This window comes from Streptomyces sp. CA-111067, from assembly GCF_050956065.1.
In the GTDB taxonomy this organism is placed as follows: domain Bacteria; phylum Actinomycetota; class Actinomycetes; order Streptomycetales; family Streptomycetaceae; genus Actinacidiphila.
Map to the genome: position 1 here is coordinate 1,856,070 of NZ_CP192103.1, position 21,467 is coordinate 1,877,536.

Sequence of the window (21,467 nt, forward strand, 5' to 3'; positions counted from 1 at the left end):
ATCCCAGTGAGGAACCCATGGCAATGCCCCCTGCCCGGAAAACGCTCCTCGGCGGCCTGGTCGTCGCCTCACTCGCCACCGGAGCGCTCACCGCCCTGCCCGTCCAGGCGGTCACCGGCCCGGAGACCGCCGACCAGTCGCTCGCGTTCACCGCGCGCCTGGAGATCGGTGACGGCGAACGGGCCTGCTCCGGCGTGCTGGTCGAGTCGCAGTGGCTGCTCACCTCCGCCGCCTGCATCTCTCCGGACGGGCCCCCCGCGGCGGGCGCGCCAGCCGAGGCGATCCAGGCCACCATCGGCCGTACCGACCTCACCACCACCGCCGGGGCGGTGCGCGATGTCGTGCAGCTGGTGCCGTACGCCGGCCGGGACGTGGTCCTGGCGCGCCTGGACCAGGCCGTCCACGGCATCGCGCCGGCCGCCATCGCCGCGCAGCCGCCGGCGACCGGCAGCACCGTCACCGTGGCCGGCTACGGCCGCACCACGAGCGAGTGGGTTCCGCTGAAGCTGCACACGGGGACCTTCACGGCCGGTTCCCCGAGCGGCGCCGACCTGCCGCTGAGCGGCCAGAACGGCGCCACCATATGCGCCGGCGACGCCGGCGGCCCAGCGCTGGCCACCACCGGCGGGAAGACCGAACTCGTCGGCATCGGCTCCCGCTCCTGGCAGGGCGGCTGCTTCGGTACCGACCCGGCCCAGACGAACACCGACGCTCTCGACAGCCGGGTGGACGACCTGGCCGGCTGGGTGTCCGCCCATGTGGCCCGCTGGGGGCTCAAGTCGGAGGCCAACGGCAAGTACGTGTCCGCGGAGTTCGGCTACACCGGCGGCACGCAGGGGGAGTTGCGGGCCCGCACGGACGCGCCCGCGGGTTCGTGGGAGCAGTTCAGCCTGGTCTCCGGCGGCAGCGACGGGTCGGTGAGCCTGCGCTCGCAGAACGACGATCTGTACGTGAGCGTGGAGACCGAGGAGGACAGCACCCACCTGGGGATGCTGCGGGCCCGGTCCGCCACCGCGTACGGCTGGGAGAAGTTCCTCCTCCAGCGCCAGAGCAACGGCAACTACGCGCTGAAGTCCGTGCACAACGGCGAGTACGTGTCCACCGAGCTCAACTACACGGGCGTGGACGCGGACCTGCTGCGGGCCCGCAGCGACAAGGTCAGCGGCAGCTGGGAGCGGTTCACGTTCACCCGCACCGACGACTTCCCGACCGCCGCCCGCGACACCGTCCAACCGGGCCCCCTCCCCACGTCCTAGCCGCCGGACAGCGGTCACGGTTTGGCTTCGGAACGCCACAGCCCCGCCACAGTCCGGCCGCGTTCCACCGGATGGCTCAGCAACGGATCGTAGAATCGGCCATCGTGGACACCACCGTGCAGGACCCGCTCGTCGGGCAGACGCTCGACGGCCGCTACCGGGTCGAGGGGCGAATCGCGGTCGGCGGGATGGCCACGGTCTACCGGGCCGTGGACACCCGCCTCGACCGCGTGCTCGCGCTGAAGGTGATGCACCCGGGTCTGGCCGCCGACACCGGCTTCGTCGAGCGCTTCATCCGCGAGGCCAAGGCCGTCGCGCGGCTGTCGCACACCAACGTGGTCGGCGTCTTCGACCAGGGCGCCGACGGCCGTTACGTCTACCTGGCCATGGAGTACGTGGCCGGCTGCACCCTGCGTGACGTGCTCCGCGAGCGCGGCGCGCTGCAGCCCCGTGCGGCGCTGGACATCCTGGAGCCGGTGCTCGCCGCGCTCGGCGCCGCCCACCGCGCGGGCCTGATCCACCGCGACATGAAGCCGGAGAACGTGCTGATCGGCGACGACGGCCGGGTCAAGGTCGCCGACTTCGGCCTGGTCAGGGCCGTGGACACGCAGACCAGCGCCACGACGCCGGGCGCCCTGCTCGGCACCGTCTCGTACCTCGCGCCCGAGCAGATCGGCAACGGCCCGGTCGATCAGCGGACGGACGTCTACGCGTGCGGCGTCGTGCTCTACGAGATGCTGACCGGCCGCAAGCCGCATGCGGGCGACACCCCGATGAAGGTGATGTTCCAGCTGGTGAACGAGGACGTGCCGGCGCCGTCCGCGGCCGTCCCGGGGCTGCCGCCGCAGCTGGACGCGCTGGTGGCGCGGGCCACTGCCCGCGACCCGCACGGCCGCCCGGCCGACGCCGTGGAGCTGCTCGCCGAGGTGCGCACGTCACGGGCGACGCTCACCCCTGAGCAGCTGGACGGCCGGACGCCGGCGGACGCCGTGCCGCCGAGCGCTGACGACGGCCCCGTACCTGACTTCGCGCCCGACCTGGTGGGCCCGGTGAGCCCGATCGGCTCCGAGGAGCCGACCAGCGTCGTACCCGTGCCCGTGTCCGTGTCCGTACCTGTGCCGCCCGCCTCCGCGCCGGACGAGCTGAACCGCACGTCCCGGCTGATGCTCCCGCCGCCGGTGCCCGACGAGCCGCCCGCAGGCCCGCCCGGGCCGCGGCGCCGCAGGGGCCGGGACGGTCGCGGTCGGCGCGGCCCGCTGGCCGTCCTGGTGGCGCTGCTGCTGGTCCTCGGGGTCGGCGCGGGCGTCTGGTACATCAGCGACGGCCAGTTCACCCACGTCCCCGGCGTGCTCGCGCTCTCCCAGTCGGAAGCGCAGAAGAAGCTGACGTCGGCCGGGCTCGACAGCAAGGTCAGGCAGAGCTTCTCGCTGAACGTGCCGCGCGGCCGGGTGATCTCCACCGACCCGGCGCCCGGCAAACGCGTCCGCAACAACGGCTCGGTCACCCTGAACGTGTCCAAGGGCCCGCAGGTGGTGCACGTACCGGACGTGAAGGGCCGCACGGAGGCCGCCGCCCGCCAGGCCCTCAAGGCCGCGGGCCTCACCGCGGGCCCGGTACGCCAGGTCTTCAGCGACGACGTGCCCCGCGGCCAGGTGGTCTCCACCGACCCGGCGCCCGGCACGCAGCGCTCCCCCGACTCCCCCGTCACGATCACCGTCTCGCGCGGCGCCCCGGTGGACGTGCCCGACGTGATCGGCAAGTCGGTCACCGACGCCCAGCAGGAACTGGAGGACGCCGGCCTCAAGGTCGTCCTCGCCCCCGACAAGGTCTTCTCCGACGAGGCCGACGCCGACACCGTGGCCCTGGAATCCCCCGCCAAGGACTCCCAGGCCGCCGCGGGCGACACGGTCACGATCACCGTCTCCAAGGGCCAGCAGAAGTTCCCCGTCCCCGACGTGACCGGAAAACACAAGGACGAGGCCAAGCAAACCCTGGAGGACGCGGGCTTCGACGTCCGCGTGATCAGCGTCTTCTTCGGCGACACGGTATTCAGCCAGTCCCCCGGCGCCAACAGCCAGGCCCCCAAGGGCGCCACCATCACCATCTGGGTCCGCTGACCCCGCGAAACGCGGAAGACCCGGGACCGCGAACCGGGACCGGAGGGCTTCGCGGTCAGAGTTCGGGGCCGTCGCCGGGGGATTCCTGGTAGGAGTAGCGCTGTTCTGACCAGGGGTCGCCGAGGTTGTGGTAGCCGCGTTCTTCCCAGAAGCCGCGGCGGTCGGCGGTCATGTACTCGATGCCGCGGACCCACTTGGGGCCCTTCCAGGCGTAGAGGGTGGGGACGATCATCCGGACCGGGAAGCCGTGCTCGGCGGTGAGGGGTTCGGCGCCGCGGTGGGTGGCGAATATCGACTGGGGGTCGAGGAAATCGTCGAGCCGGAGATTCGAGCTGAATCCGTATTCGGCCCACACCATCACGTGCGTGACGTCGTCCGCGGGCGGCGCCAGTTTCAGTACGGTCTCGGTGGCGACCCCGCCCCATTCCATGCCGAGCATGGAGAACTTCGTCACGCAGTGGAAGTCCGCGACCACCGTCGTATACGGCAGCGCGGAGAACTCCTGGTGGTTCCAGCAGGTCTTGCCGCCGTCCGCGGTGGCGCCGAAGACCCGGAACTCCCAGCGGTCGGACTTGAACCGCGGCACCGGCCCGTAGTGCGTGACGGGCCAGCCGCGCTGGACTCGCTGCCCCGGCGGCAGCTCCCCCTCGCGACGCCCGGACTCACCCATACCTCCATGGTGACAGACCGGGCGCGATACCTCCGACCGGGGCTGATCCGGCCCGGGGGCGCGGGCCCGGCTTAGCCCGCACTTACTGGATCAGATCAGCGCGCGGTGCGAGGATGCGGCAACCAGTCGTACCGAACGGGAAGGACGGCGTTGCCATGCAGGGCGACCCCGAGGTCATCGAGTTCCTCAACGAACAGCTGACCGCCGAGCTCACCGCGATCAACCAATACTTCCTGCACGCGAAAATGCAGGAGAACTTCGGCTGGACGAAGCTCGCGAAGTACACGCGCTCCGAGTCGTTCGACGAGATGAAGCACGCGGAGATTCTGACCGACCGCATCCTGTTCCTGGACGGCCTGCCGAACTACCAGCGGCTGTTCCACGTCAGGGTCGGGCAGACGGTCACCGAGATGTTCCAGGTGGACCGGCAGGTGGAGGTCGAGGCGATCGACCGGCTGCGGCGCGGGATCGAGGTCATGCGGGCCAAGGCGGACATCACCTCGGCCAAGATCTTCGAGGACATCCTCGCCGACGAGGAGCACCACATCGACTACCTGGACACGCAGCTGGCCCTGGTCGAGAAGCTGGGCGAGCCGCTCTACATCGCGCAGCTCATCGAGCAGCCCGACTCGTAGCCGGAGGCTCCGGGGGGCTCAGGCCGCTTCGGCCGCGGGCGGCACAACGACCGCCGGGAGGGCCGACGGCACCACCGCGGGAGGCACCACCGCGGGAGGCACCACCTCCGGCACCAGCCTCGGCGCCGCGCCCCGCCCCAGCAAGCTCTGGATCCGCTTCACGCACGACCCGCAGTCCGTGCCGGCCTTGCAGGCCGACGCGATCTGCCGGGGCGTGCAGCGGCCGTCGTCGGCGTGCTGCTTGACCTGCTGCTCGGTGATGCCGAAGCAGGAGCAGACGTACACGCGGTCACCGCCAGTTCGGGGCTCGGCCAAGTGGCTCGACGACTAGATCAGGTAATCCTTACCTTACCCAACCGGATCCCCGGAATAAAGTGGCGAAGGGCGCGGATCAGTGTGATCCGCGCCCCTCTCACGTCCGGAGCCACGTCCGGAGCCGCGCCAGGCGCCGAAGCGCCCGCCCCGCCCCCGCCGCTACCGCCGGTACATCTCCGCCACCAGAAACGCCAGGTCCAGCGACTGGCTCCGGTTCAGCCGCGGATCGCACGCCGTCTCGTACCGCTGGTGCAGGTCGTCCACGAAGATCTCGTCGCCGCCCCCGACGCACTCGGTCACGTCGTCGCCGGTCAGCTCCACGTGGATGCCGCCGGGGTGGGTGCCGAGCGCGTGGTGCACCTCGAAGAAGCCCTTGACCTCGTCGAGCACGTCGTCGAAGCGCCGGGTCTTGTGGCCGGAGGCCGCCTCGAAGGTGTTGCCGTGCATCGGGTCGGAGACCCAGGCGACCTGCGCGCCGGACGCGGTGACCTTCTCCACCAGGGTCGGCAGCTTGTCCCGCACCTTGTCCGCGCCCATCCGTACGATGAACGTCAGCCGGCCCGGCTCCCGCTTCGGGTCGAGCCGCTCGATGTACGCGAGCGCCTCCTCCGGGGTGGTGCCGGGGCCGAGCTTCACGCCGATCGGGTTGCGGATCCGGGACGCGAACTCGATGTGCGCCCCGTCCATCTGCCGGGTGCGCTCGCCGATCCACACCATGTGGCCCGACACGTCGTACAGGTCGCCGGTACGGGAGTCGGTACGGGTCAGCGCGGTCTCGTAGTCGAGCAGCAGCGCCTCGTGCGAGGAGAACAGCTCGACGGTGCGGAACTCGGCCGGGTCGATGCCGCAGGCCGCCATGAAGTTCAGCGCGTTGTCGATCTCCCGGGCCAGCGCCTCGTAGCGCTGGCCGGACGGCGAGGACTTCACGAAGTCCTGGTTCCAGGCGTGCACCTGGCGCAGGTCGGCGTAGCCGCCGGTGGTGAAGGCCCGCACCAGGTTCAGGGTGGACGCCGACGCGTGGTACATCCGCCGCAGCCGGTCCGGGTCGGGGATCCGGGCCTCGGGGGTGAACTCGAAGCCGTTGACCGAGTCGCCGCGGTAGGTCGGCAGCGTGACGCCGCCGCGGGTCTCGGTCGGCTTGGAGCGCGGCTTGCTGTACTGCCCGGCGATCCGGCCGATCTTGACCACCGGCACCGAGGCCGCGTACGTCAGCACCGCTCCCATCTGGAGCAGCGTCTTGAGCTTGTTGCGGATCTGGTCGGCGCCGACCGCGTCGAACGCCTCGGCGCAGTCACCGCCCTGGAGCACGAACGCCTCGCCCTTGGCCACCGCGGCCAGCTGGGAACGCAGCTGGTCGCACTCTCCGGCGAACACGAGCGGCGGATACGAGGCGAGGTCGGCGATCACATCGCGCAGAGCCTCGGAGTCGGGCCACTCGGGCTGCTGCGCCGCGGGAAGAGAGTGCCAGGTGTTGTCACCGGCGTGGATATCTGCGTTCACGGTCACGCGCCCAACATTACGGGGTCGTGTCGGCTCGCTTTCACCTCTCTCATTGGATGAGACTGCTCGTGTGCGCGCACGGATCCGGCGCGCCCGAGACACGGGGGGCAGAAGGTTGACAGCAAGGCATCGCAGGAGGCGGTCGACGATCGGCTGGACCGCGGCGGCCGCCGTTCTGGCCACCGTCGCCACGTACGGCACGATCGCCCTCGCCTCCCCGCCCCGGGCCGCCGCGCAGCAGGCCGGACCGCACGCGCTCCAGGACGACTTCGCCTCCGCCGCGCGGGAGTTCGACGTCCCGCAGAGCGTGCTGATGGCGGTCTCGTACCGGCAGACCCTGTGGGATTCGCACGGCGGCCTGCCGAGCACCACCGGCAGCTACAACGTGATGGGTCTCACCCAGGTCGACCCGGGTGATCTGGCCGGCAACTCCGACCCGGCCGGCCCGGCCGCCGACGGGCTGAACCAGAGCGGCGACCCGGCCCGCATGAAGAGCTTTGCCCCGGACAAGAGCCTGCTGACGAGCGCCGGCTCGGTCAACACCGCCGATCCGCGGCTGCACACCCTCGACCAGGCCGCCAAGCTGATCCACCAGCCCGCGGCGGCGCTGCGCACCGACCGGGCGCAGAGCGTGCGGGGCGCGGCGGCGCTGCTGGCCGGCTACGAGAAGGCCGCGGCCGGCTCGCTGCCTGCCGACGCCGGCCGCTGGTACGCGGCCGTCGCCCGCTACAGCCAGTCGCCGGACACCGGCGGCGCCCAGCAGTTCGCCGACCGGGTCTACGAGTCGATCAGCAGCGGCGAGAGCCGCACCACCGACGACGGCCAGCAGGTCGTCCTGCCGGCCTCCCCCGGCGTGCACCCGGTCAAGACCGCGAAGACCCCGCTGGCCGCCGGCTCGGCCGGCACCCGCGCGGCCACCCCGGCCGCGACCCCGAAACCGGAGTGCCCGACCTCGCTGCGCTGCAACTTCGTGCCGGCCGCGCACAAGCAGAACAGCTCGGACAAGGCCGACTACGGCAACTACGACATCACCAACCGCCCGCTGCCCGGCCAGACCGGCGACGGCCAGAAGATCACCTCGATCGTCATCCACGACACCGAGGGCGACTACGGCAGCGCGCTGACCACCTTCCAGAACCCCAAGGCCGAGGCCAGCACCAACTACCTGATCAGGGCGTCGGACGGGCTGGTCACCCAGGTCGTGCAGGACAAGGACACCGCCTGGCACGCGGGCAACAAGTCGGTCAACATGCACTCGATCGGCATCGAGCACGAGGGCTACGCGATCAAGTCGGGCCACTGGTACACCGAGCCGCAGTACGAGTCCTCGGCGCTGCTGGTCCGCTATCTGACGGCGCTGTACGGCATCCCGCGGGACCGCGAGCACATCTTCGGCCACGACGAGGTGCCCGGACCGCTGAACTCCTACGTGGCGGGCATGCACTGGGACCCGGGCCCGTTCTGGGACTGGAACCGCTACATGGCGCTGCTGAACGCCTCCACGGGCTGGGGCGGCGCGGGCGCGCCGCTGCGCTCCGGCCAGGTGATCAGGATCGTGCCGCCGTTCACCTCCGCCAACCAGCCGGCCGTCACCTACGGCGGCAAGCCGGTGGCCGCGCAGCCCGCCGACTTCGTCTACCTCTACACGCAGCCGTCCACCAGTTCGGCCAGGCTCGGCGACCCGTATCTGCACGGCGGCTCGGCCGGTACGTCCGACGGCCCCGACTGGGGCGACAAGGCGGTGGCGGGCACCCGTTACGTGGTGGCGCAGCAGTCGGGCGACTGGACGGCGATCTGGTACGGCGGCAAGAAGGGCTGGTTCTACGATCCGGGCGGCCGGATGGCGGCGGCGGTGGACACCACGGGGCAGAACGTGGTGACCCCGGTGGCCGGCCGCGGCACGATCGCGGTCTTCGGCCGGGCCTACCCGGAGACGGCGGCCTACGCGGGCACGAAGGTGCCGGTGCAGGCCGACAACGACAAGGCGCTGACCAGCTACACCATCTCGGCCGGCCAGAAGTACGTACCGGCCGGGCCCGCGGTGGCCGGCGACTACTTCTACGCGCAGAACATCGACAACAGCGCGCCCGGCGACCACACGCTGGTCACCGGCAGCGTGAAGTTCTACCCGATCCGCTTCAACCACCGGATGGCCTGGGTCAGGTCCACCGACGTGCAGCTGACCCCGTCCACCGCGCGGCTGCCGGCGACCAGCCGCTACAACGTGATCGGCCGGGACTCGTCGGGCACGGCCTGGCAGTACCAGGGCACCACCAACCCGTCGGCGCCGTTCCTGAGCCGGTTCAAGATCGACACCGGCTGGCAGGCGTACAACACGGCCACCCCGACGAGCGTGCTGCGGGCCGACGGCACCGGTGACGTGCTGGCCAGGGACACCAAGGGCTCGCTCTGGTACTACCAGGGCAGCGGCAACCCGGTGAAGCCGTTCAAGGCGCGGGTGAAGGTCAGCACCGACGACGGCGCCTGGGGCAAGTACACCTGGCTGGCCGGGGTCGGGGACGTCAACGGCGACGGGCACGCCGACCTGATCGCCCGGGACAGCAAGGGCAACCTGTGGCTGTACAAGGGCACCGGCACCCACACGGTGCTGGCGTTCCGGGCGTCCATCGGCACCGGCTGGAACATGCACACCGCGCTGGCCGGCGTCGGCGACATCACCGGGGACGGCAAGCCGGACCTGGTCGCCCGGGACACCACCGGCAAGCTGTGGCTGTACCAGGGCACCGGCTCCGGCACCGCGCCGTGGGCGTCCCGGGTGCAGATCGGCACCGGCTGGAACGCCTACAACTCGCTGGTCGGCGTCGGCGACATCAGCGGCGACGGCCGCCCCGACCTGCTCGCCCGGACCAGCGCGGGCAGCCTCTACCTCTACAAGGGCACCGGCTCGGCCACCGCCCCCTGGTCGGCCAAGGCCCAGGTCGGCAGCGGCTGGAGCATGTACGGGCTGCTGCTGTGAGCGGCACCCGTCGCGGTGGCGGGACCGCTGGCAGCAACCGGACAGCGGACCGCGGCGACCACGTGAACGCGCGGCAGCATTGCGGTAGGGTCGGCGGCATGAACGCGCCGCAGAACCAGCCGACGAACCGGAACTGGTGGTGGACCGCTCCTCCGGCGGCCCACTGATCGCGCGTATCAGATCTCGCGAAGGCCGCCCCTGGGGGCGGCCTTCGGCGTTCACCGGCCGGCCGCCCCTTCCCCAGCCCCTCAGCTCCGGAAGGACCACCGCCGTGACCCTGACCCCAGCTCCAGCGCAGCCGGCCGCCGCCCAGCTCGTCGAGCGGCTGCTCGACCCGCAGTGCCCGCCGTTCGCCCTGCTGCACCGCCGCACGCCCGGCCACCCCGAGGGGCTGGTGGAGGTGCTGGTCGGCCCGGTCGGGCCCGCCGACCTGCTCACCGACATCCCGCTGCCGACCGGGGCGCCGGCCGGCGGCCGGCCGGTCACCGACGCGCTGGCCCTGGTCCCGTTCCGGCAGATCCGCGAGCGCGGCTTCGACGTACGCGACGACGGCACCCCGCTGGCCGTGCTGCGGCCCGACGAGTCGTACGAACTCCCGCTGGCCGAGCTGCTGGACGCGCTGCCCGACCGCGAGGTGCGGGTCGAGGGCGGCGCGTTCGACGTGGACGACGACCGCTACGCGGGCATCGTCGAGCGGGTCATCGAGGACGAGATCGGCCGCGGCGAGGGCGCCAACTTCGTGATCCGCCGCACCTTCCGCGGCTCGGTGCCCGACTACGGGCCGGACGCCGGACTCGCGCTCTTCGGGCGGCTGCTGCGCGGCGAGCGCGGCGCCTACTGGACGTATGTGGTGCACACCCCGGAGCGGACGCTGGTCGGCGCGAGCCCGGAGGTGCATGTGCGGATGTCCGGGGGCACGGTGGTGATGAACCCGATCAGCGGCACGTACCGCTACCCGCCGCAGGGGCCGTCGGCGGACGGCCTGCTGGAGTTCCTGCACGACTCGAAGGAGGTCGAGGAGCTGACGATGGTGGTGGACGAGGAACTGAAGATGATGTGCACGGTCGGCGGCCTCGGCGGGGTGGTGGTCGGCCCGCGGCTGAAGGAGATGGCGCACCTGGCGCACACCGAGTACGAGCTGCGCGGGCGCTCGGCGATGGACGTGCGGGACGTGCTGCGGGAGACGATGTTCGCCGCCACGGTGACCGGGTCGCCGGTGCAGAACGCCTGCCGGGTGATCGAGCGGTACGAGCCCGGCGGGCGCGGCTACTACGCGGGCGCGCTGGCGCTGATCGGCCGGGACTCGGGCGGGGCGCAGACACTGGACTCGCCGATCCTGATCCGCACCGCGGACATCGCGCCCGACGGCGAGCTGAAGGTGCCGGTCGGGGCGACGCTGGTGCGGCACTCCGAGCCGCGCGCGGAGGTCGCCGAGACGCACGCGAAGGCGGCCGGGGTGCTCACCGCGCTCGGGGTGCTGCCGGCCCGGGCGCGTGCCTCCGCGGAGCCCCGGCCGCGGCTGGCCGACGACATCAGGGTGCGGGCCGCGCTGGACGCCCGGCGGGCGAACCTGGCGCCGTTCTGGCTGCGGATGCAGACCGAGCACCCGCGGCCGACCGGGCACGCGCTGGTGGTCGACGGGGAGGACACGTTCACCGCGATGCTGGCGCACGTGCTGCGGTCGGCCGCGCTGGAGGTGACGGTGCGGCGCTACGACGATCCCGGGCTGCGGGAGGCCGCGCTCGGCCACCGGGGCCCCGTGGTGCTCGGCCCCGGCCCCGGCAACCCGGCGGACGCGGCGGACCCCAAGATGCGGTTCCTGCGCGGGCTGGCCGCCGAGCTGGTCGCCGGGCACCGGCACGGGCTGCTCGGGGTGTGCCTCGGCCATGAGCTGCTGGCCGCGGAGCTGGGCCTGGACCTGGTGCGCAAGGCGAATCCGGCGCAGGGCGCGCAGGAGCGGATCGACTTCTTCGGCCGGCCGGAGACGGTGGGCTTCTACAACACGTTCACCGCGCGCTGCGATGCCGCTGCCGCGGAGGAACTGGCCATGCACCAGGTCGAGTTGAGCCGCGACCCGGCGACCGGCGACGTCTTCGCCCTGCGCGGCCCCGGCTTCGCCGGCGTGCAGTTCCACCCGGAGTCCGTCCTGACCCTGAACGGCCCGGCGCTGGTGGCGGAGGCGCTCTCCGCGGTCGTGAAGTCCGCCTGACGCGCGTCCCGGTGTTCGGCGCCCGACCTGTGACGTCTGGCGCCGAAAACCGGGGTGGCCGGGGGCCGTTCGGCCGGTCAGCCGAAGAAGACGCTGACCTCCTCGTAGAGGGTGGGGTCGACCGTCTTGATGCGGGCGGTCGCGTCCTCGATCGGGACGCGGACGATGTCGGTGGAGCGGAGGGCGACCATCTTGCCGTAGTCGTGGTCGCGGACCGCCTCGATCGCGTGCAGGCCGAACCGGGTGGCCAGCCAGCGGTCGTACGCGCTGGGCGTGCCGCCGCGCTGGACATGGCCGAGAACCGTCGTCCTCGCCTCCTTGCCCGTGCGCTTCTCGATCTGCTTCGCCAGCCACTCCCCGATCCCGGACAGCCGGACGTGCCCGAACGAGTCGAGCGTGCCGTCCTTGAGCACCATGTCGCCGTCCTTGGGCATCGCCCCCTCGGCGACCACCACTATCGGCGCGTAGCGGACCTTGAAGCGGCTCTCCACCCAGGCGCACACCTGGTCCAGGTCGAAGCGCTGCTCGGGTATCAGGATCACGTTGGCCCCGCCGGCCAGCCCGGAGTGGAGCGCGATCCAGCCCGCGTGCCGGCCCATCACCTCCACCACCAGGACCCGCATATGGGACTCGGCCGTGGTGTGCAGCCGGTCGATCGCCTCGGTGGCGATGTTGACCGCCGTGTCGAAGCCGAAGGTGTAGTCGGTCGCTGACAGGTCGTTGTCGATGGTCTTGGGTACGCCGATGACGTTGACGCCGTGCTCTTGGTAAAGGGTGGAGGCCACCCCGAGGGTGTCCTCGCCGCCGATGACGATGAGCGCGTCCACGCCCTCCGCCGCCAGGTTCTCCTGGACCCTGCGCGCGCCGCCCTCGACCTTGAGCGGATTGGTGCGCGAGGAGCCGAGTATGGTGCCGCCGCGCGGCAGGATGCCGCGGACGGCCGGAATGTCGAGCGGTACGGTGTCCCCTTCCAGGGGACCTCGCCAACCGTCCCTGAAGCCGGTGAAGTCGAACCCGTACTCCTGGACGCCCTTACGAACGATGCCGCGAATGACTGCGTTGAGACCGGGGCAGTCCCCGCCGCCGGTCAGAACTCCAACCCGCATGGACTCTTCCCTTCGTCGCACCAGCTGTGCCGGATGTGACAAACACCGGCCAAGCTAGCGTGACTTGAGTCACATGTCGCCGTCCAGATCGCTGTCAAGGCCACGTTCGATCGCGTACCGGACAAGCTCGACGCGATTGTGCAGCTGGAGTTTGCCGAGCGTGTTCTGCACGTGGTTCTGCACGGTCCGGTGCGAGATCACCAGCCGCTGGGCGATCTGCTTGTAGCTCAGCCCCTTGGCGACCAGCCGCAGCACCTCGGTCTCCCGCTCGGTGAGCTGGGGCGCGGCGGGCTCCCCCGCGGCGGCCTGCGGCGGGACGGTCGCCAGCCTGCGGTACTCGCCGAGCACCAGGCCGGCCAGGCCCGGGGTGAAGACCGGGTCGCCGCCGGCGGTCCTGCGGACCGCGTCCACCAGTTCGTCCCGGCCGGCCGACTTCAGCAGGTAGCCGGTGGCACCGGACTTCACCGCCTCCAGCACGTCGGCGTGCTCACCGCTCGCGGACAGCACCAGGACCCGGACCGCCGGGTCGCCGGCCACCACGTCCTTGCAGACCTGGACCCCGGACGCGCCGGGCAGGTTGAGATCGAGGACCAGCACCTGCGGGCGGGCGGCGCGGGCCCGGCGGATCGCCTCGGGTCCGTCGCCGGCGGTGGCCACCACCTTGAAGCCCGCCTCGGCCAGGTCGCGGGCGACGGCCTCCCGCCACATCGGGTGGTCGTCCACGACCATCACGGATACGGGCGCGTCGGCGGCGCCGGAGTCTTCGGCCGTGCCCACGGTCATCGGGAGCTCCCTGTGTTCGTCGCGTCGGTGAGTTCGTCGGTGCGGGCGTCGGCTCGCGGGGCCGTCATCAGAGGTTCGGAGGCGGGTTCGGCCTGCGCGGGGTGTACGGGGGCGGCTTCGTCCGCCGCGGCCCCCCTGGGCAGCCGGAGCTCGACCTCGGTGCCCTGCCCCGGCACCGACACCAGTTCCGCGCCGCCGCCCAGATCGCGCAGCCGGCCCCGGATCGACTGGGCCACCCCGAGCCGCCCCTCGGTCTCCGCCGCGGCCAGCCGCCCGGCCGCGATCCCCGGCCCGTCGTCCCGCACGGTGACCAGCACGGTGTCCGGCTCGTCCTCCACCAGGATCCAGGCGTGCGCCTGCTCGCCGGCGTGGTTGCGTACGTTGTCCAGGGCCGCGCCGACCGCCGCCGTCAGCTCCGCGGCCTGGTGCGGGTCGAGCAGTACCGGGGTGCCGGGCGCGGACAGTGTCACGCCCGCGCCGGAGAACGGGGCCAGCAGCACCCGCAGGTCGTGCGGGCCCGCCGCGTGCGGGTCGTCGGCGGCGCGCGGCTCGGGCAGCGGGCCGCCGGTGATCAGGGTGCGCAGCGCGGCCTCCTGCTCGCCGGCCATCCTGCCCAGTTCCGCGGCCTCGCCGCCGGCCTGGTTGCCGCGCCGCTGCACCATGGCGAGCACCTGGAGCACCCCGTCGTGGATGTCCCGGGCCAGCCGTTCGCGCTCCCGGGTGGCGGCCTCGATCTGGAGGGCGCGGGCGAGGGTGCGCTCACTGGCCCGGGCGACCTCGACGACGTAGCCGATGGCGATGCTGGCGATCCACACCAGCACCAGGTTGTGCAGGGTGTCCCGGCTGGGGGTGCCGCGCTCGACGATGTCGGTGACCGCCACCAGCGAGGACGCCAGCGCCGCCCAGCGCCAGCCGCCCTTGACGGCGAAGGCCAGCACCGAGCCCGCGGTCCATATCGACGGCAGGGTGAAGGCACCGGCCTGGATCCGGGACGCCTCGTCCACGAAGCGGGTCAGCAGGACCCCGGTGAGCGCCACGGTGAGGTCGACCGCGAGGAACGCCTTCGTGCAGCGTTCGGCGTTCCTGACCCGGCCGACGGTGGCCAGGGTCCACACCGCGAGCACCGCCATATAGGCCCCGCCGGGCAGCGGATGGCGCAGGTGGCCGTAGGCGTGGAAGTACAGCGCGATGGCGTAACCGCAGGTCAGCACCCGGTAGGCGACCAGGGCCCGCCACAATGGCTGCTCCACCGACAGCATCCTGACGGCCATGGGTCCCGCCCCCCTTTGTCCCGCTGCGCCGCCCGGCCCGGTCAGGTGCCGGAGGGCTGCTCCCGTTTCCGCTGCTGATTCTGCCCGTCCTCGGGGCCGTCCGACCCGTCCTGGGCCTTGTCCTGCGGTCCGTCCGGCTCTTCCGCGGGTTCGCCGGCCGCCGGATCAGCCGCCGGATCAGCCGGCGGCTCGCCCGCGCGCTTGGCGGCCTCGGCGATCTGCCGCTTGGCCGCGGTGGCGTAGATGTCGACGTACTCCTGGCCGGACAGCTTCATGATCTCGTACATCACCTCGTCGGTGATCGAGCGCAGGATGAAGCGGTCGCCCTCCATGCCGTGGTACCGCTCGAAGTCCAGCGGCCGGCCGATCCGGATGCCGGGGCGGATCGACAGCTTCGGCATCACCTTGCCGACCGGCTGCACCTTCTCGGTGTCGATCATCGCCACCGGGATCACCGGCGCCCCGCTGGCCAGCGCCACCCGGGCCAGGCCGCCGGGCTTGCCCCGGTAGAGCCGGCCGTCGGGCGAGCGGGTGCCCTCGGGGTAGATGCCGAACAGCTCACCGCGGGCCAGCACCGCCACCCCGCTGTTGACCGCCGCCGCACCGGCCCCGCGGGCGCCCGAGCGGTCCACCGGGAGCTGGCCGACGCCCTTGAAGAAGGCCGCCGTCAGCTTTCCCTTGACTCCGGGCGAGGTGAAATATTCCTCCTTCGCGATGAAGGTGACCTTCCGGTCGAGCACCGCGGGCAGGAAGAACGAGTCGGAGAACGAGAGGTGGTTGCTCGCCAGGATCGCCGGGCCGTCGTCCGGGATGTTCTCCAGGCCCTCCACCCAGGGGCGGAAGGCGGCCTTGAGCGGCGAGCCAATGGCGATCTTCATCGCGCCGTAGAACAACCTCGGACCTCCTGCTAGCCGTCGGACCGACCTTAACGCCCCCGGGGGCGTGTCTCTCCCCTCGCGCGCCGTCCCGGTCCCGCCCGGACTGGGCCGGATGGGGCTTACCGCTTGGTATCGGGTCCGCGTACGCTGAACACCCGACCTCCGTGTACCCCGTGTACCCGCGTACGCGCCCTCGAACAGGAGAACCACGGTGCCGCTCATGCCCGGAGCCGAGCCGTACCGCCATGACGGCGGCGAGATCGGCGTACTGCTCTGCCACGGATTCACCGGCACGCCCCAGTCGCTGCGCCCCTGGGCCGAGTACCTGGCCGACCGCGGGCTGACCGTGTCGCTGCCGCTGCTGCCCGGGCACGGCACCCGCTGGCAGGACATGCAGGCGACCGGCTGGCAGGACTGGTACGCCACGGTGGACCGGGAGCTGAGAGAGCTCTCCGAGCACTGTTCGCAGGTCTTCGTCTGCGGCCTGTCGATGGGCGGCACGCTGGCACTGTGGCTGGCGGCGAAGCACGGCTCCGCGATCAGCGGGCTCGTGCTGGTCAACCCGTCGGTCAAGGCCGACAGCCTGCAACTGAAGGCGGTGCCGGTGCTGCGGCACCTGGTGCCGTCGGTGGCGGGCATCGCCAGCGACATCGCGCTGGAGGGCGGCAAGGAGGTCGGCTACGACCGCACCCCGCTGAACGCCGTCCACTCGTACAGCAAGTTCTGGCCCATGGTGCGGGCCGGGCTGCCCCGGGTCACCCAGCCGCTGCTGCTGCTGCACAGCCGGGTCGACCACGTGGTGCACCCGTCGAACTCGGCGATCGTGCTGGCCAAGGTGTCGTCCACCGACGTCACCGAGCGGGTCCTCGAGCGCAGCTACCACGTGGCCACGCTCGACCACGACGCCGAGCGGATCTTCACGGAGTCGTACGACTTCATCCAGCGGCTGTCCGCCCCGGCGGCGGAGCCCGCGGTCGGGGAGGGGACGGCAGGTGGCTGACCGGGAGGACGAGGACGCCGCGCCGCAGGACGAGGAGCCGGCCCGCCCGCCGCTCGACGAGGAGGCCGCCTGGGCGGCGCTCGTCGCCGGCTACGACGACGACCCGGAGCCCGGCACCGGCCTGTGGCCCGAGGCGGAGGACATCACCCCCAAGCCCGCGGGCGCCGACCGGGCGAAGGACCCGGCCGACCTGCCCGAGGGCGAGGACCGCGGCCCGGTGAACACCACACTGCTCCCGGCCAACCGCAGCATCGTGATCCACCCGGTGATCAAGGGTCCGCGCGACTACCAGCCGCCGGACGACGAGGACGACGACCACTTCGTCCCGCCGGAGCCGCCGCCGCTGCCTGAGGCTGACGTGACGACGAAGTTCGCGTGGATCGCGGTGCTCGGGGGGCCGCTGCTGCTGCTGTGCTTCGTGCTTTTTCAGCTGGAGATGACGTGGTGGGCGCTTCTTGTCGGCGTCGGCGGCTTCCTTGGCGGCTTCGCCACTCTGGTTGCGCGTATGCGCCCGGACGAAGACGACGAGGACCGCCCCGGCGGCGGCGCGGTGGTGTAGGTCGTCCTCAATCGCCGGACGGGCTGGTTGTGTCCTCAAGCGCCGGACGGGCTGAATTTTTCAGCCCGTCCGGCGTTTGAGGACAAAAGGGCGGGCGGGTGGGAGAAGTCAGCGCGCGGGGACGCGCAAGGCCGCCAGCACCGGTAGGTGGTCGCTCGCCGCGCGGAGGTCGGCGCCCGTGACGCCGGGGAGAGCGAGAGGGACGCCGCACCCCAGCACCTCGACACCTGCGGTGGCAAACACCGCGTCGATCCGCTGCCGCGGACTCCGCGCCTCGGACGTGAACTCCCCGCCCCACGGCTTGACGGCCCAGCCGTCCTGAAGCGCTCCGGCCAGGCGGCCGAACGACGGCCCCTCCGGCCGCTCGTTCAGATCCGCCCCGGCCACCCCGTACGGCTCCCCCATCGCGTCGACCCGCTCAAGCAGCAACCCGGCCTGCTGCGACCGCTCCCGGCCGGACAGACTGAGGTGCGCGCTGAGCACCGAGAGCCGCGCGCCGCCGACCCGTACCACCGCCGTGGCGAACCCCCGCTGGTGCAACCCGGGGGTGTGCGGCAGCAGTACGTCCTCCGTGCGCTCCACATGGACCCGCAGCGACGACATGATCATCGGTCCCGCGGCGGTCGCCCCGCCGGTGACGTGCACGAGTTCGGTCGCGCGGGCCAGCCGGGCGACGGCCTTGCGCCAGCGGAAGAACCGCGGCGCCTCCTGGACCAGGACGAGATCGGGGGCGCAGGCACGGATCACCCGGGCCAGCGCCGCCGTATCGTCCCGCATCGAGCGGATGTTGTAGCTGAGCACGCGGATGACCGCCGAGCCAGGCTCGGTGGCGGAGCTCGGCAGATCGTCCACTGTCATGGTGTCAGCCCTGTCGTGCCAGGTCGGCGGCTCCCACCAGCCCTGCCTTGCCGCCGAGTCGGGCGGCGAGCACCTGGGCGTGCGGCCGCCACTCCCCGCCGATCAGCCAGCGCCGGAAGGACTTGCGGATCGGGTCGAGGACCAACTCGCCCTCGTCCGCCACTCCGCCGCCGACGATGAACGCGGACGGGTCGAAGAGCGACGCCAGGTCGGCGAGGCCCGCACCGGCCCAGCGGGCCAGTTCGCGGAAGGAGTCCACGGCGACCGGGTCGCCCTGCCGGGCCGCGGCGCTGATGTGCCGGCCCTCGACGCCTTCCACCGTCCCGTCGCCGAGCGCGAGCAGAGCCTCCGCGTTCTCCGGGGTGGCGTTGGCCCGCTGCTTGGCGTAGCGGACCAGGGCCCGGCCGGAGGCGTACTGCTCCCAGCAGCCCTGGCTGCCGCAGCCGCACAGCAGCCCGTCGGGCACCACCCGGATGTGCCCGAACTCCGCGGCCACGCCGAACCGGCCGCGGCGCAGCTTGTTCCCGATGATGATGCCGCCGCCGAGTCCGGTGCCGAGCGTGATGCAGATCACATCGGAATGACCCTGTCCGGCACCGAAGCGGTACTCGCCCCAGGCCGCCGCGTTGGCATCGTTCTCCACCACGACGGGCAGTCCTACGCGCTGTTCGACCTTGTCCTTGAGCGCCTCGTGCCGCCAGTTGATGTTGGGCGCGAAGAGCACGGTGGCACGCTTGTCGTCGACGTAGCCGGCGGCGCCGATGCCGACGGCCTCGATCGTGTGACCTGTGCTGACCTGCCGCACCGCCTCCACGATCGCGTCCACGATGCCTTCGGGAGTCGGCGGCGTCGGCACCTTGACGGTCTCAAGGATCGAGCCTTCCTCGTCGACCACCCCGGCCGCGATTTTGGTGCCGCCGATGTCGACGCCGATGGTGAGTCCCATGTGTCCCTCAGTTTTCGGTCGATCCCCGCCGCTAAGAGAACCGTACCGGAGGAGGGGTCAATCGAGGTCGATGTGTTCAGCGGTTGAACGCGGGGGCTCCTCGCCGGGGCGGCGGCCGGAGGTCCAGCGGGCCTCCTGGCCGGCCACCGCGGACCGATATGCCGCCAGGAGTTCGGCTCCGGCCGCCGACAGGTGGTCGAACAGGTCGGGATTGCGGTCCTTGATGGGTTCGACAACAGAACGCACCTGGGAGATGACGCCCTGGGCCGCCAGTTGCACCGCGGGATTGTTCAGCCCGGCCAGCCGGTCGCCCACGGCCTCGGCGAGCCTGCGCAGCTCGTCGGTCGCGCTGCCCGCGCCCTGGCCCGTCTGGGCCCGCCTGCGGGCGTGCTCGGCCGCGATGTCCTCAGCGCTGGCCTTCGCCCACGCGTCGGCGTCGGGACGGTCGGTGGCTTCGCTCATGATCGGCTCCAAATGGGGCGCTCCGGGCTGAATGCGTCGGCTTCCCTCGACGGTACCTGAACGCCCGGCGGCGCGGACCGGTCAGCGCGGCCACAGATCGGGGTCCGGGGTGAACCGCACCCGCAGCACCCCGTCACGCAGCGCGGCGCCGGAGACCGTGCAGCGGCGCAGGGCCGACGGCAGCGGCACGATCCGGCGGAACCCGCCCGCGTCCACGACGAGTTCGTCGCCGCGGCGCACCAGATCGAGGCCGTCCCGGCCGGCTCCCGGCAGCGGCAGCGACCACTCGAACCAGCCCTCGTCGCGCAGCAGGTCCCGTACGACCCAGGGGTCGGGCCGGGTCGAACCTGCGACACCGGGTTGAGGAGAGCCGTGCTCTGTCCCCACCGCGAGCGCGGCCAGTTCGGCCGGTTCCTGCGGCGGCCGGCCGAGGTGCGGCAGTTCGCGCAGCGGTACGCCGTCGGCGGCGCACTGGTCGGCGAGCGCTTTCAGCTGCTCCTGCTGCCGGCCGGAGAGCCCGGCGAGGAACGGGTCGGCGGAGCCGGTGGGCAGCAGTCGGTTGGCGGCGACCCCGGCCAGCCGGTGGCCGAACAGCGCGAGGCCGGCGCGCGCGGTGCGCAGCGTCGCCTGGGCCTGCTCGCCCGGTTCCAGTACGACGGCCACCGACGTGCCGGCGTCCTCGATCACGGCCTGCGCGGCGGCCAGCCGCTGGTCGGCGCGGGCCGCGGCCTCGTAGGCCCACTCGGCGGGCATCGGCACCCCGGCGAGCTGGGCGAGCACCGGGCGCAGCGCGCGGGCGGCCTGCCGGTCGGCGGGCAGCAACCGGCGCAGGTAGCGGCGCAGTTGCTCGGGCAGCGCGAGCAGCGTGAGGGCGTCGCGGACCGGCGGCAGATCGACGACGACCAGGTCCCACGGCGGCGGGTTGCCGTCGCCGCCCTCGTCCTCGCCGTACGCCTGGCGGACCGAGCCCAGCAGCGCGAGGGCGTCGGCGCCGGGCAGGACGGTCAGCTCCTCGGGGTCCATCGGTGCGGCGCCGAGGAAGGCCAGCAGCCCGCCGATCCGGCCCTGGAACTCCAGCGCGCCGCCCTGGAAGGTCTCGGCGGGGTCGATGCCGCCGATCCACAGCCCGGGCTCGACCTGGACGGAGCCGGAGCCGGGACCCGCGGGCTCGTCGGGGCCGGCCGGGGCGCGCACCAGCGCCGTCGCGGCGGCCCGGTCGCGGGTCAGCAGCAGCGTCGGGGTGCCGTCACGTGCCGCGCGGGCCGCCGTGGCGGTCGCGACGGTGGTGCGGCCCGCGCCGGCGGCGCCGGTGACCAGCAGGGTGCGGACGGCGCCGGCGGCGGGCACTCAGGCCAGCTCGTCGGGCTCGGCGACGTGCTCGGCCGCGCCCTTGGCGGGCGCCTGCCCGGCGGGGGCCTGCGCCGGTGCGGCCTCGACCCGCTTCTTCAGGCCGGCCAGCGCCCGGTCGATGATGACCTTCTCGGCCTTGCGCTTGATCATGCCGAGCATCGGGATCTTCACGTCCACCGTGAGCTGGTACGTGACCTCGGTACGGGCGCCGCCGTCGAGCGGGGCGAGCGCGTAGGAGCCGTCCAGGGTGCGCAGCATCTGCGACTTGACCAGCGACCACTGCACCTCGTTGGCGCTGATCCAGGTGTACGCCAGGGTGTGGTCGTCCTTGATCGCGCCGGCGTCGAGCAGCAGCCGCACCTGCTCGGCGCGGCCGGCCTCGTCACGGGCCAGCACCTCGGCCTCCTTGACCTCTCCGGTCCACTCCGGGTAGCGGTCGAAGTCGGCGATGACGCCCATGACGGCGGCTGGGGCCGCCTCGATCGTGATGCTGGACCTCGTGTGTTCCGACATCGCCGTGGTCCTCCGGGGCTGCTCGGTGAGGGCTCTACTGGGGGTGGAAAGGGGTGGGTGTG

19 protein-coding genes are annotated in these 21,467 nt (G+C 72.4%); 7 read left to right on the plus strand and 12 right to left on the minus strand.

Translation table 11 applies throughout. The features are described from left to right. The first annotated feature begins 17 nt into the window (after positions 1–17). Both ACQPW6_RS08110 and pknB read left to right on the plus strand, forming a co-directional pair. Positions 18–1,256, plus strand: coding sequence for a trypsin-like serine protease (locus ACQPW6_RS08110; protein WP_433888862.1), 1,239 nt, complete (start codon positions 18–20; stop codon positions 1,254–1,256). Between the two features lie 104 nt (positions 1,257–1,360). Continuing rightward, positions 1,361–3,373 carry a Stk1 family PASTA domain-containing Ser/Thr kinase gene (pknB, locus tag ACQPW6_RS08115; RefSeq protein ID WP_433888863.1) on the plus strand — a complete coding sequence of 671 codons (2,013 nt, stop codon included), beginning with the start codon at positions 1,361–1,363 and terminating at the stop codon, positions 3,371–3,373. 55 nt (positions 3,374–3,428) lie between these two features. Here the strand turns inward: pknB and ACQPW6_RS08120 are convergent, their stop codons facing one another. Then, positions 3,429–4,043 carry a sulfite oxidase-like oxidoreductase gene (locus ACQPW6_RS08120; RefSeq protein WP_433888864.1) on the minus strand — a complete coding sequence of 205 codons (615 nt, stop codon included), beginning with the start codon at positions 4,041–4,043 and terminating at the stop codon, positions 3,429–3,431. Between the two features lie 155 nt (positions 4,044–4,198). Between ACQPW6_RS08120 and bfr the strand changes: the two genes are divergently transcribed. Continuing rightward, complete coding sequence (gene bfr, locus ACQPW6_RS08125; RefSeq protein ID WP_433888865.1) at positions 4,199–4,678, plus strand: bacterioferritin; 480 nt, start codon at positions 4,199–4,201, stop codon at positions 4,676–4,678. An 18-nt stretch (positions 4,679–4,696) separates the two neighbouring features. Here bfr and ACQPW6_RS08130 read toward each other — a convergent pair whose 3' ends face one another. Both ACQPW6_RS08130 and ACQPW6_RS08135 read right to left on the minus strand, forming a co-directional pair. Beyond that, entirely contained in the window at positions 4,697–4,963 is a 267-nt protein-coding gene (locus tag ACQPW6_RS08130; protein ID WP_433888866.1) for a (2Fe-2S)-binding protein, read from the minus strand. Between the two features lie 189 nt (positions 4,964–5,152). Continuing rightward, the gene (locus ACQPW6_RS08135) at positions 5,153–6,499 is read right to left on the minus strand and encodes a class II 3-deoxy-7-phosphoheptulonate synthase (RefSeq protein WP_433888867.1); all 1,347 of its coding nucleotides are present in this window, start codon (positions 6,497–6,499) and stop codon (positions 5,153–5,155) included. A 109-nt stretch (positions 6,500–6,608) separates the two neighbouring features. Here ACQPW6_RS08135 and ACQPW6_RS08140 point away from each other — a divergent pair, with 109 nt between their 5' ends. Further along, positions 6,609–9,470, plus strand: coding sequence for an N-acetylmuramoyl-L-alanine amidase (locus tag ACQPW6_RS08140; protein ID WP_433888868.1), 2,862 nt, complete (start codon positions 6,609–6,611; stop codon positions 9,468–9,470). Positions 9,471–9,741: 271 nt separating this feature from the next. Beyond that, positions 9,742–11,679 carry an anthranilate synthase family protein gene (locus tag ACQPW6_RS08145; protein ID WP_433888869.1) on the plus strand — a complete coding sequence of 646 codons (1,938 nt, stop codon included), beginning with the start codon at positions 9,742–9,744 and terminating at the stop codon, positions 11,677–11,679. Between the two features lie 77 nt (positions 11,680–11,756). Here the strand turns inward: ACQPW6_RS08145 and ACQPW6_RS08150 are convergent, their stop codons facing one another. From ACQPW6_RS08150 to ACQPW6_RS08165, 4 genes are all read right to left on the minus strand, one after another. Continuing rightward, complete coding sequence (locus ACQPW6_RS08150; RefSeq protein WP_433888870.1) at positions 11,757–12,785, minus strand: 6-phosphofructokinase; 1,029 nt, start codon at positions 12,783–12,785, stop codon at positions 11,757–11,759. Between the two features lie 69 nt (positions 12,786–12,854). Next, positions 12,855–13,568 carry a response regulator gene (locus ACQPW6_RS08155; protein ID WP_433888871.1) on the minus strand — a complete coding sequence of 238 codons (714 nt, stop codon included), beginning with the start codon at positions 13,566–13,568 and terminating at the stop codon, positions 12,855–12,857. After that, entirely contained in the window at positions 13,565–14,839 is a 1,275-nt protein-coding gene (gene macS / locus ACQPW6_RS08160; RefSeq protein WP_433888872.1) for a MacS family sensor histidine kinase, read from the minus strand. The genes ACQPW6_RS08155 and macS overlap by 4 nt, the downstream gene beginning before the upstream one ends. 41 nt (positions 14,840–14,880) lie before the next feature. Next, a complete protein-coding gene (locus tag ACQPW6_RS08165) occupies positions 14,881–15,732 on the minus strand; it encodes a lysophospholipid acyltransferase family protein (protein WP_433888873.1) in 852 nt (283 codons plus the stop codon). A gap of 196 nt (positions 15,733–15,928) precedes the next feature. Between ACQPW6_RS08165 and ACQPW6_RS08170 the strand changes: the two genes are divergently transcribed. Together ACQPW6_RS08170 and ACQPW6_RS08175 are read left to right on the plus strand one after the other, a co-directional pair. Next, the gene (locus ACQPW6_RS08170) at positions 15,929–16,717 is read left to right on the plus strand and encodes an alpha/beta hydrolase (protein WP_433888874.1); all 789 of its coding nucleotides are present in this window, start codon (positions 15,929–15,931) and stop codon (positions 16,715–16,717) included. Beyond that, on the plus strand, positions 16,710–17,276 hold the full coding sequence (locus ACQPW6_RS08175; RefSeq protein ID WP_433888875.1) for a hypothetical protein: 567 nt from the start codon (positions 16,710–16,712) through the stop codon (positions 17,274–17,276). Before ACQPW6_RS08170 ends, ACQPW6_RS08175 begins: the two co-directional genes overlap by 8 nt. A gap of 108 nt (positions 17,277–17,384) precedes the next feature. On the opposite strand, the gene ACQPW6_RS08180 is transcribed toward ACQPW6_RS08175, so the two are convergent. The 5 genes from ACQPW6_RS08180 to ACQPW6_RS08200 all read right to left on the minus strand — a co-directional run bounded on the left by ACQPW6_RS08180 (position 17,385) and on the right by ACQPW6_RS08200 (position 21,405). Beyond that, entirely contained in the window at positions 17,385–18,134 is a 750-nt protein-coding gene (locus tag ACQPW6_RS08180; protein WP_433888876.1) for an endonuclease/exonuclease/phosphatase family protein, read from the minus strand. A 4-nt stretch (positions 18,135–18,138) separates the two neighbouring features. Continuing rightward, complete coding sequence (locus tag ACQPW6_RS08185) at positions 18,139–19,080, minus strand: ROK family glucokinase (RefSeq protein ID WP_433888877.1); 942 nt, start codon at positions 19,078–19,080, stop codon at positions 18,139–18,141. 57 nt (positions 19,081–19,137) lie between these two features. Next, positions 19,138–19,542: a DUF5304 family protein gene (locus ACQPW6_RS08190; protein ID WP_433888878.1), complete on the minus strand. Its 405-nt coding sequence runs from the start codon at positions 19,540–19,542 to the stop codon at positions 19,138–19,140. An 81-nt stretch (positions 19,543–19,623) separates the two neighbouring features. Beyond that, a complete protein-coding gene (locus ACQPW6_RS08195; protein WP_433888879.1) occupies positions 19,624–20,889 on the minus strand; it encodes an ArsA family ATPase in 1,266 nt (421 codons plus the stop codon). Beyond that, complete coding sequence (locus ACQPW6_RS08200; RefSeq protein ID WP_433888880.1) at positions 20,890–21,405, minus strand: SRPBCC family protein; 516 nt, start codon at positions 21,403–21,405, stop codon at positions 20,890–20,892. Positions 21,406–21,467 lie beyond the last annotated feature (62 nt).

Coding starts and splice junctions, on each gene's coding strand:
- ACQPW6_RS08110 (WP_433888862.1), top strand. CDS start 18: ATGGCAATGCCCCCTGCCCGGAAAACGCTCCTCGGCGGCCTGGTCGTC.
- ACQPW6_RS08120 (WP_433888864.1), bottom strand. CDS start 4,043: ATGGGTGAGTCCGGGCGTCGCGAGGGGGAGCTGCCGCCGGGGCAGCGA.
- bfr (WP_433888865.1), top strand. CDS start 4,199: ATGCAGGGCGACCCCGAGGTCATCGAGTTCCTCAACGAACAGCTGACC.
- ACQPW6_RS08150 (WP_433888870.1), bottom strand. CDS start 12,785: ATGCGGGTTGGAGTTCTGACCGGCGGCGGGGACTGCCCCGGTCTCAAC.
- ACQPW6_RS08155 (WP_433888871.1), bottom strand. CDS start 13,568: ATGACCGTGGGCACGGCCGAAGACTCCGGCGCCGCCGACGCGCCCGTA.
- macS (WP_433888872.1), bottom strand. CDS start 14,839: ATGGCCGTCAGGATGCTGTCGGTGGAGCAGCCATTGTGGCGGGCCCTG.
- ACQPW6_RS08180 (WP_433888876.1), bottom strand. CDS start 18,134: ATGACAGTGGACGATCTGCCGAGCTCCGCCACCGAGCCTGGCTCGGCG.
- ACQPW6_RS08185 (WP_433888877.1), bottom strand. CDS start 19,080: ATGGGACTCACCATCGGCGTCGACATCGGCGGCACCAAAATCGCGGCC.
- ACQPW6_RS08190 (WP_433888878.1), bottom strand. CDS start 19,542: ATGAGCGAAGCCACCGACCGTCCCGACGCCGACGCGTGGGCGAAGGCC.
- ACQPW6_RS08200 (WP_433888880.1), bottom strand. CDS start 21,405: ATGTCGGAACACACGAGGTCCAGCATCACGATCGAGGCGGCCCCAGCC.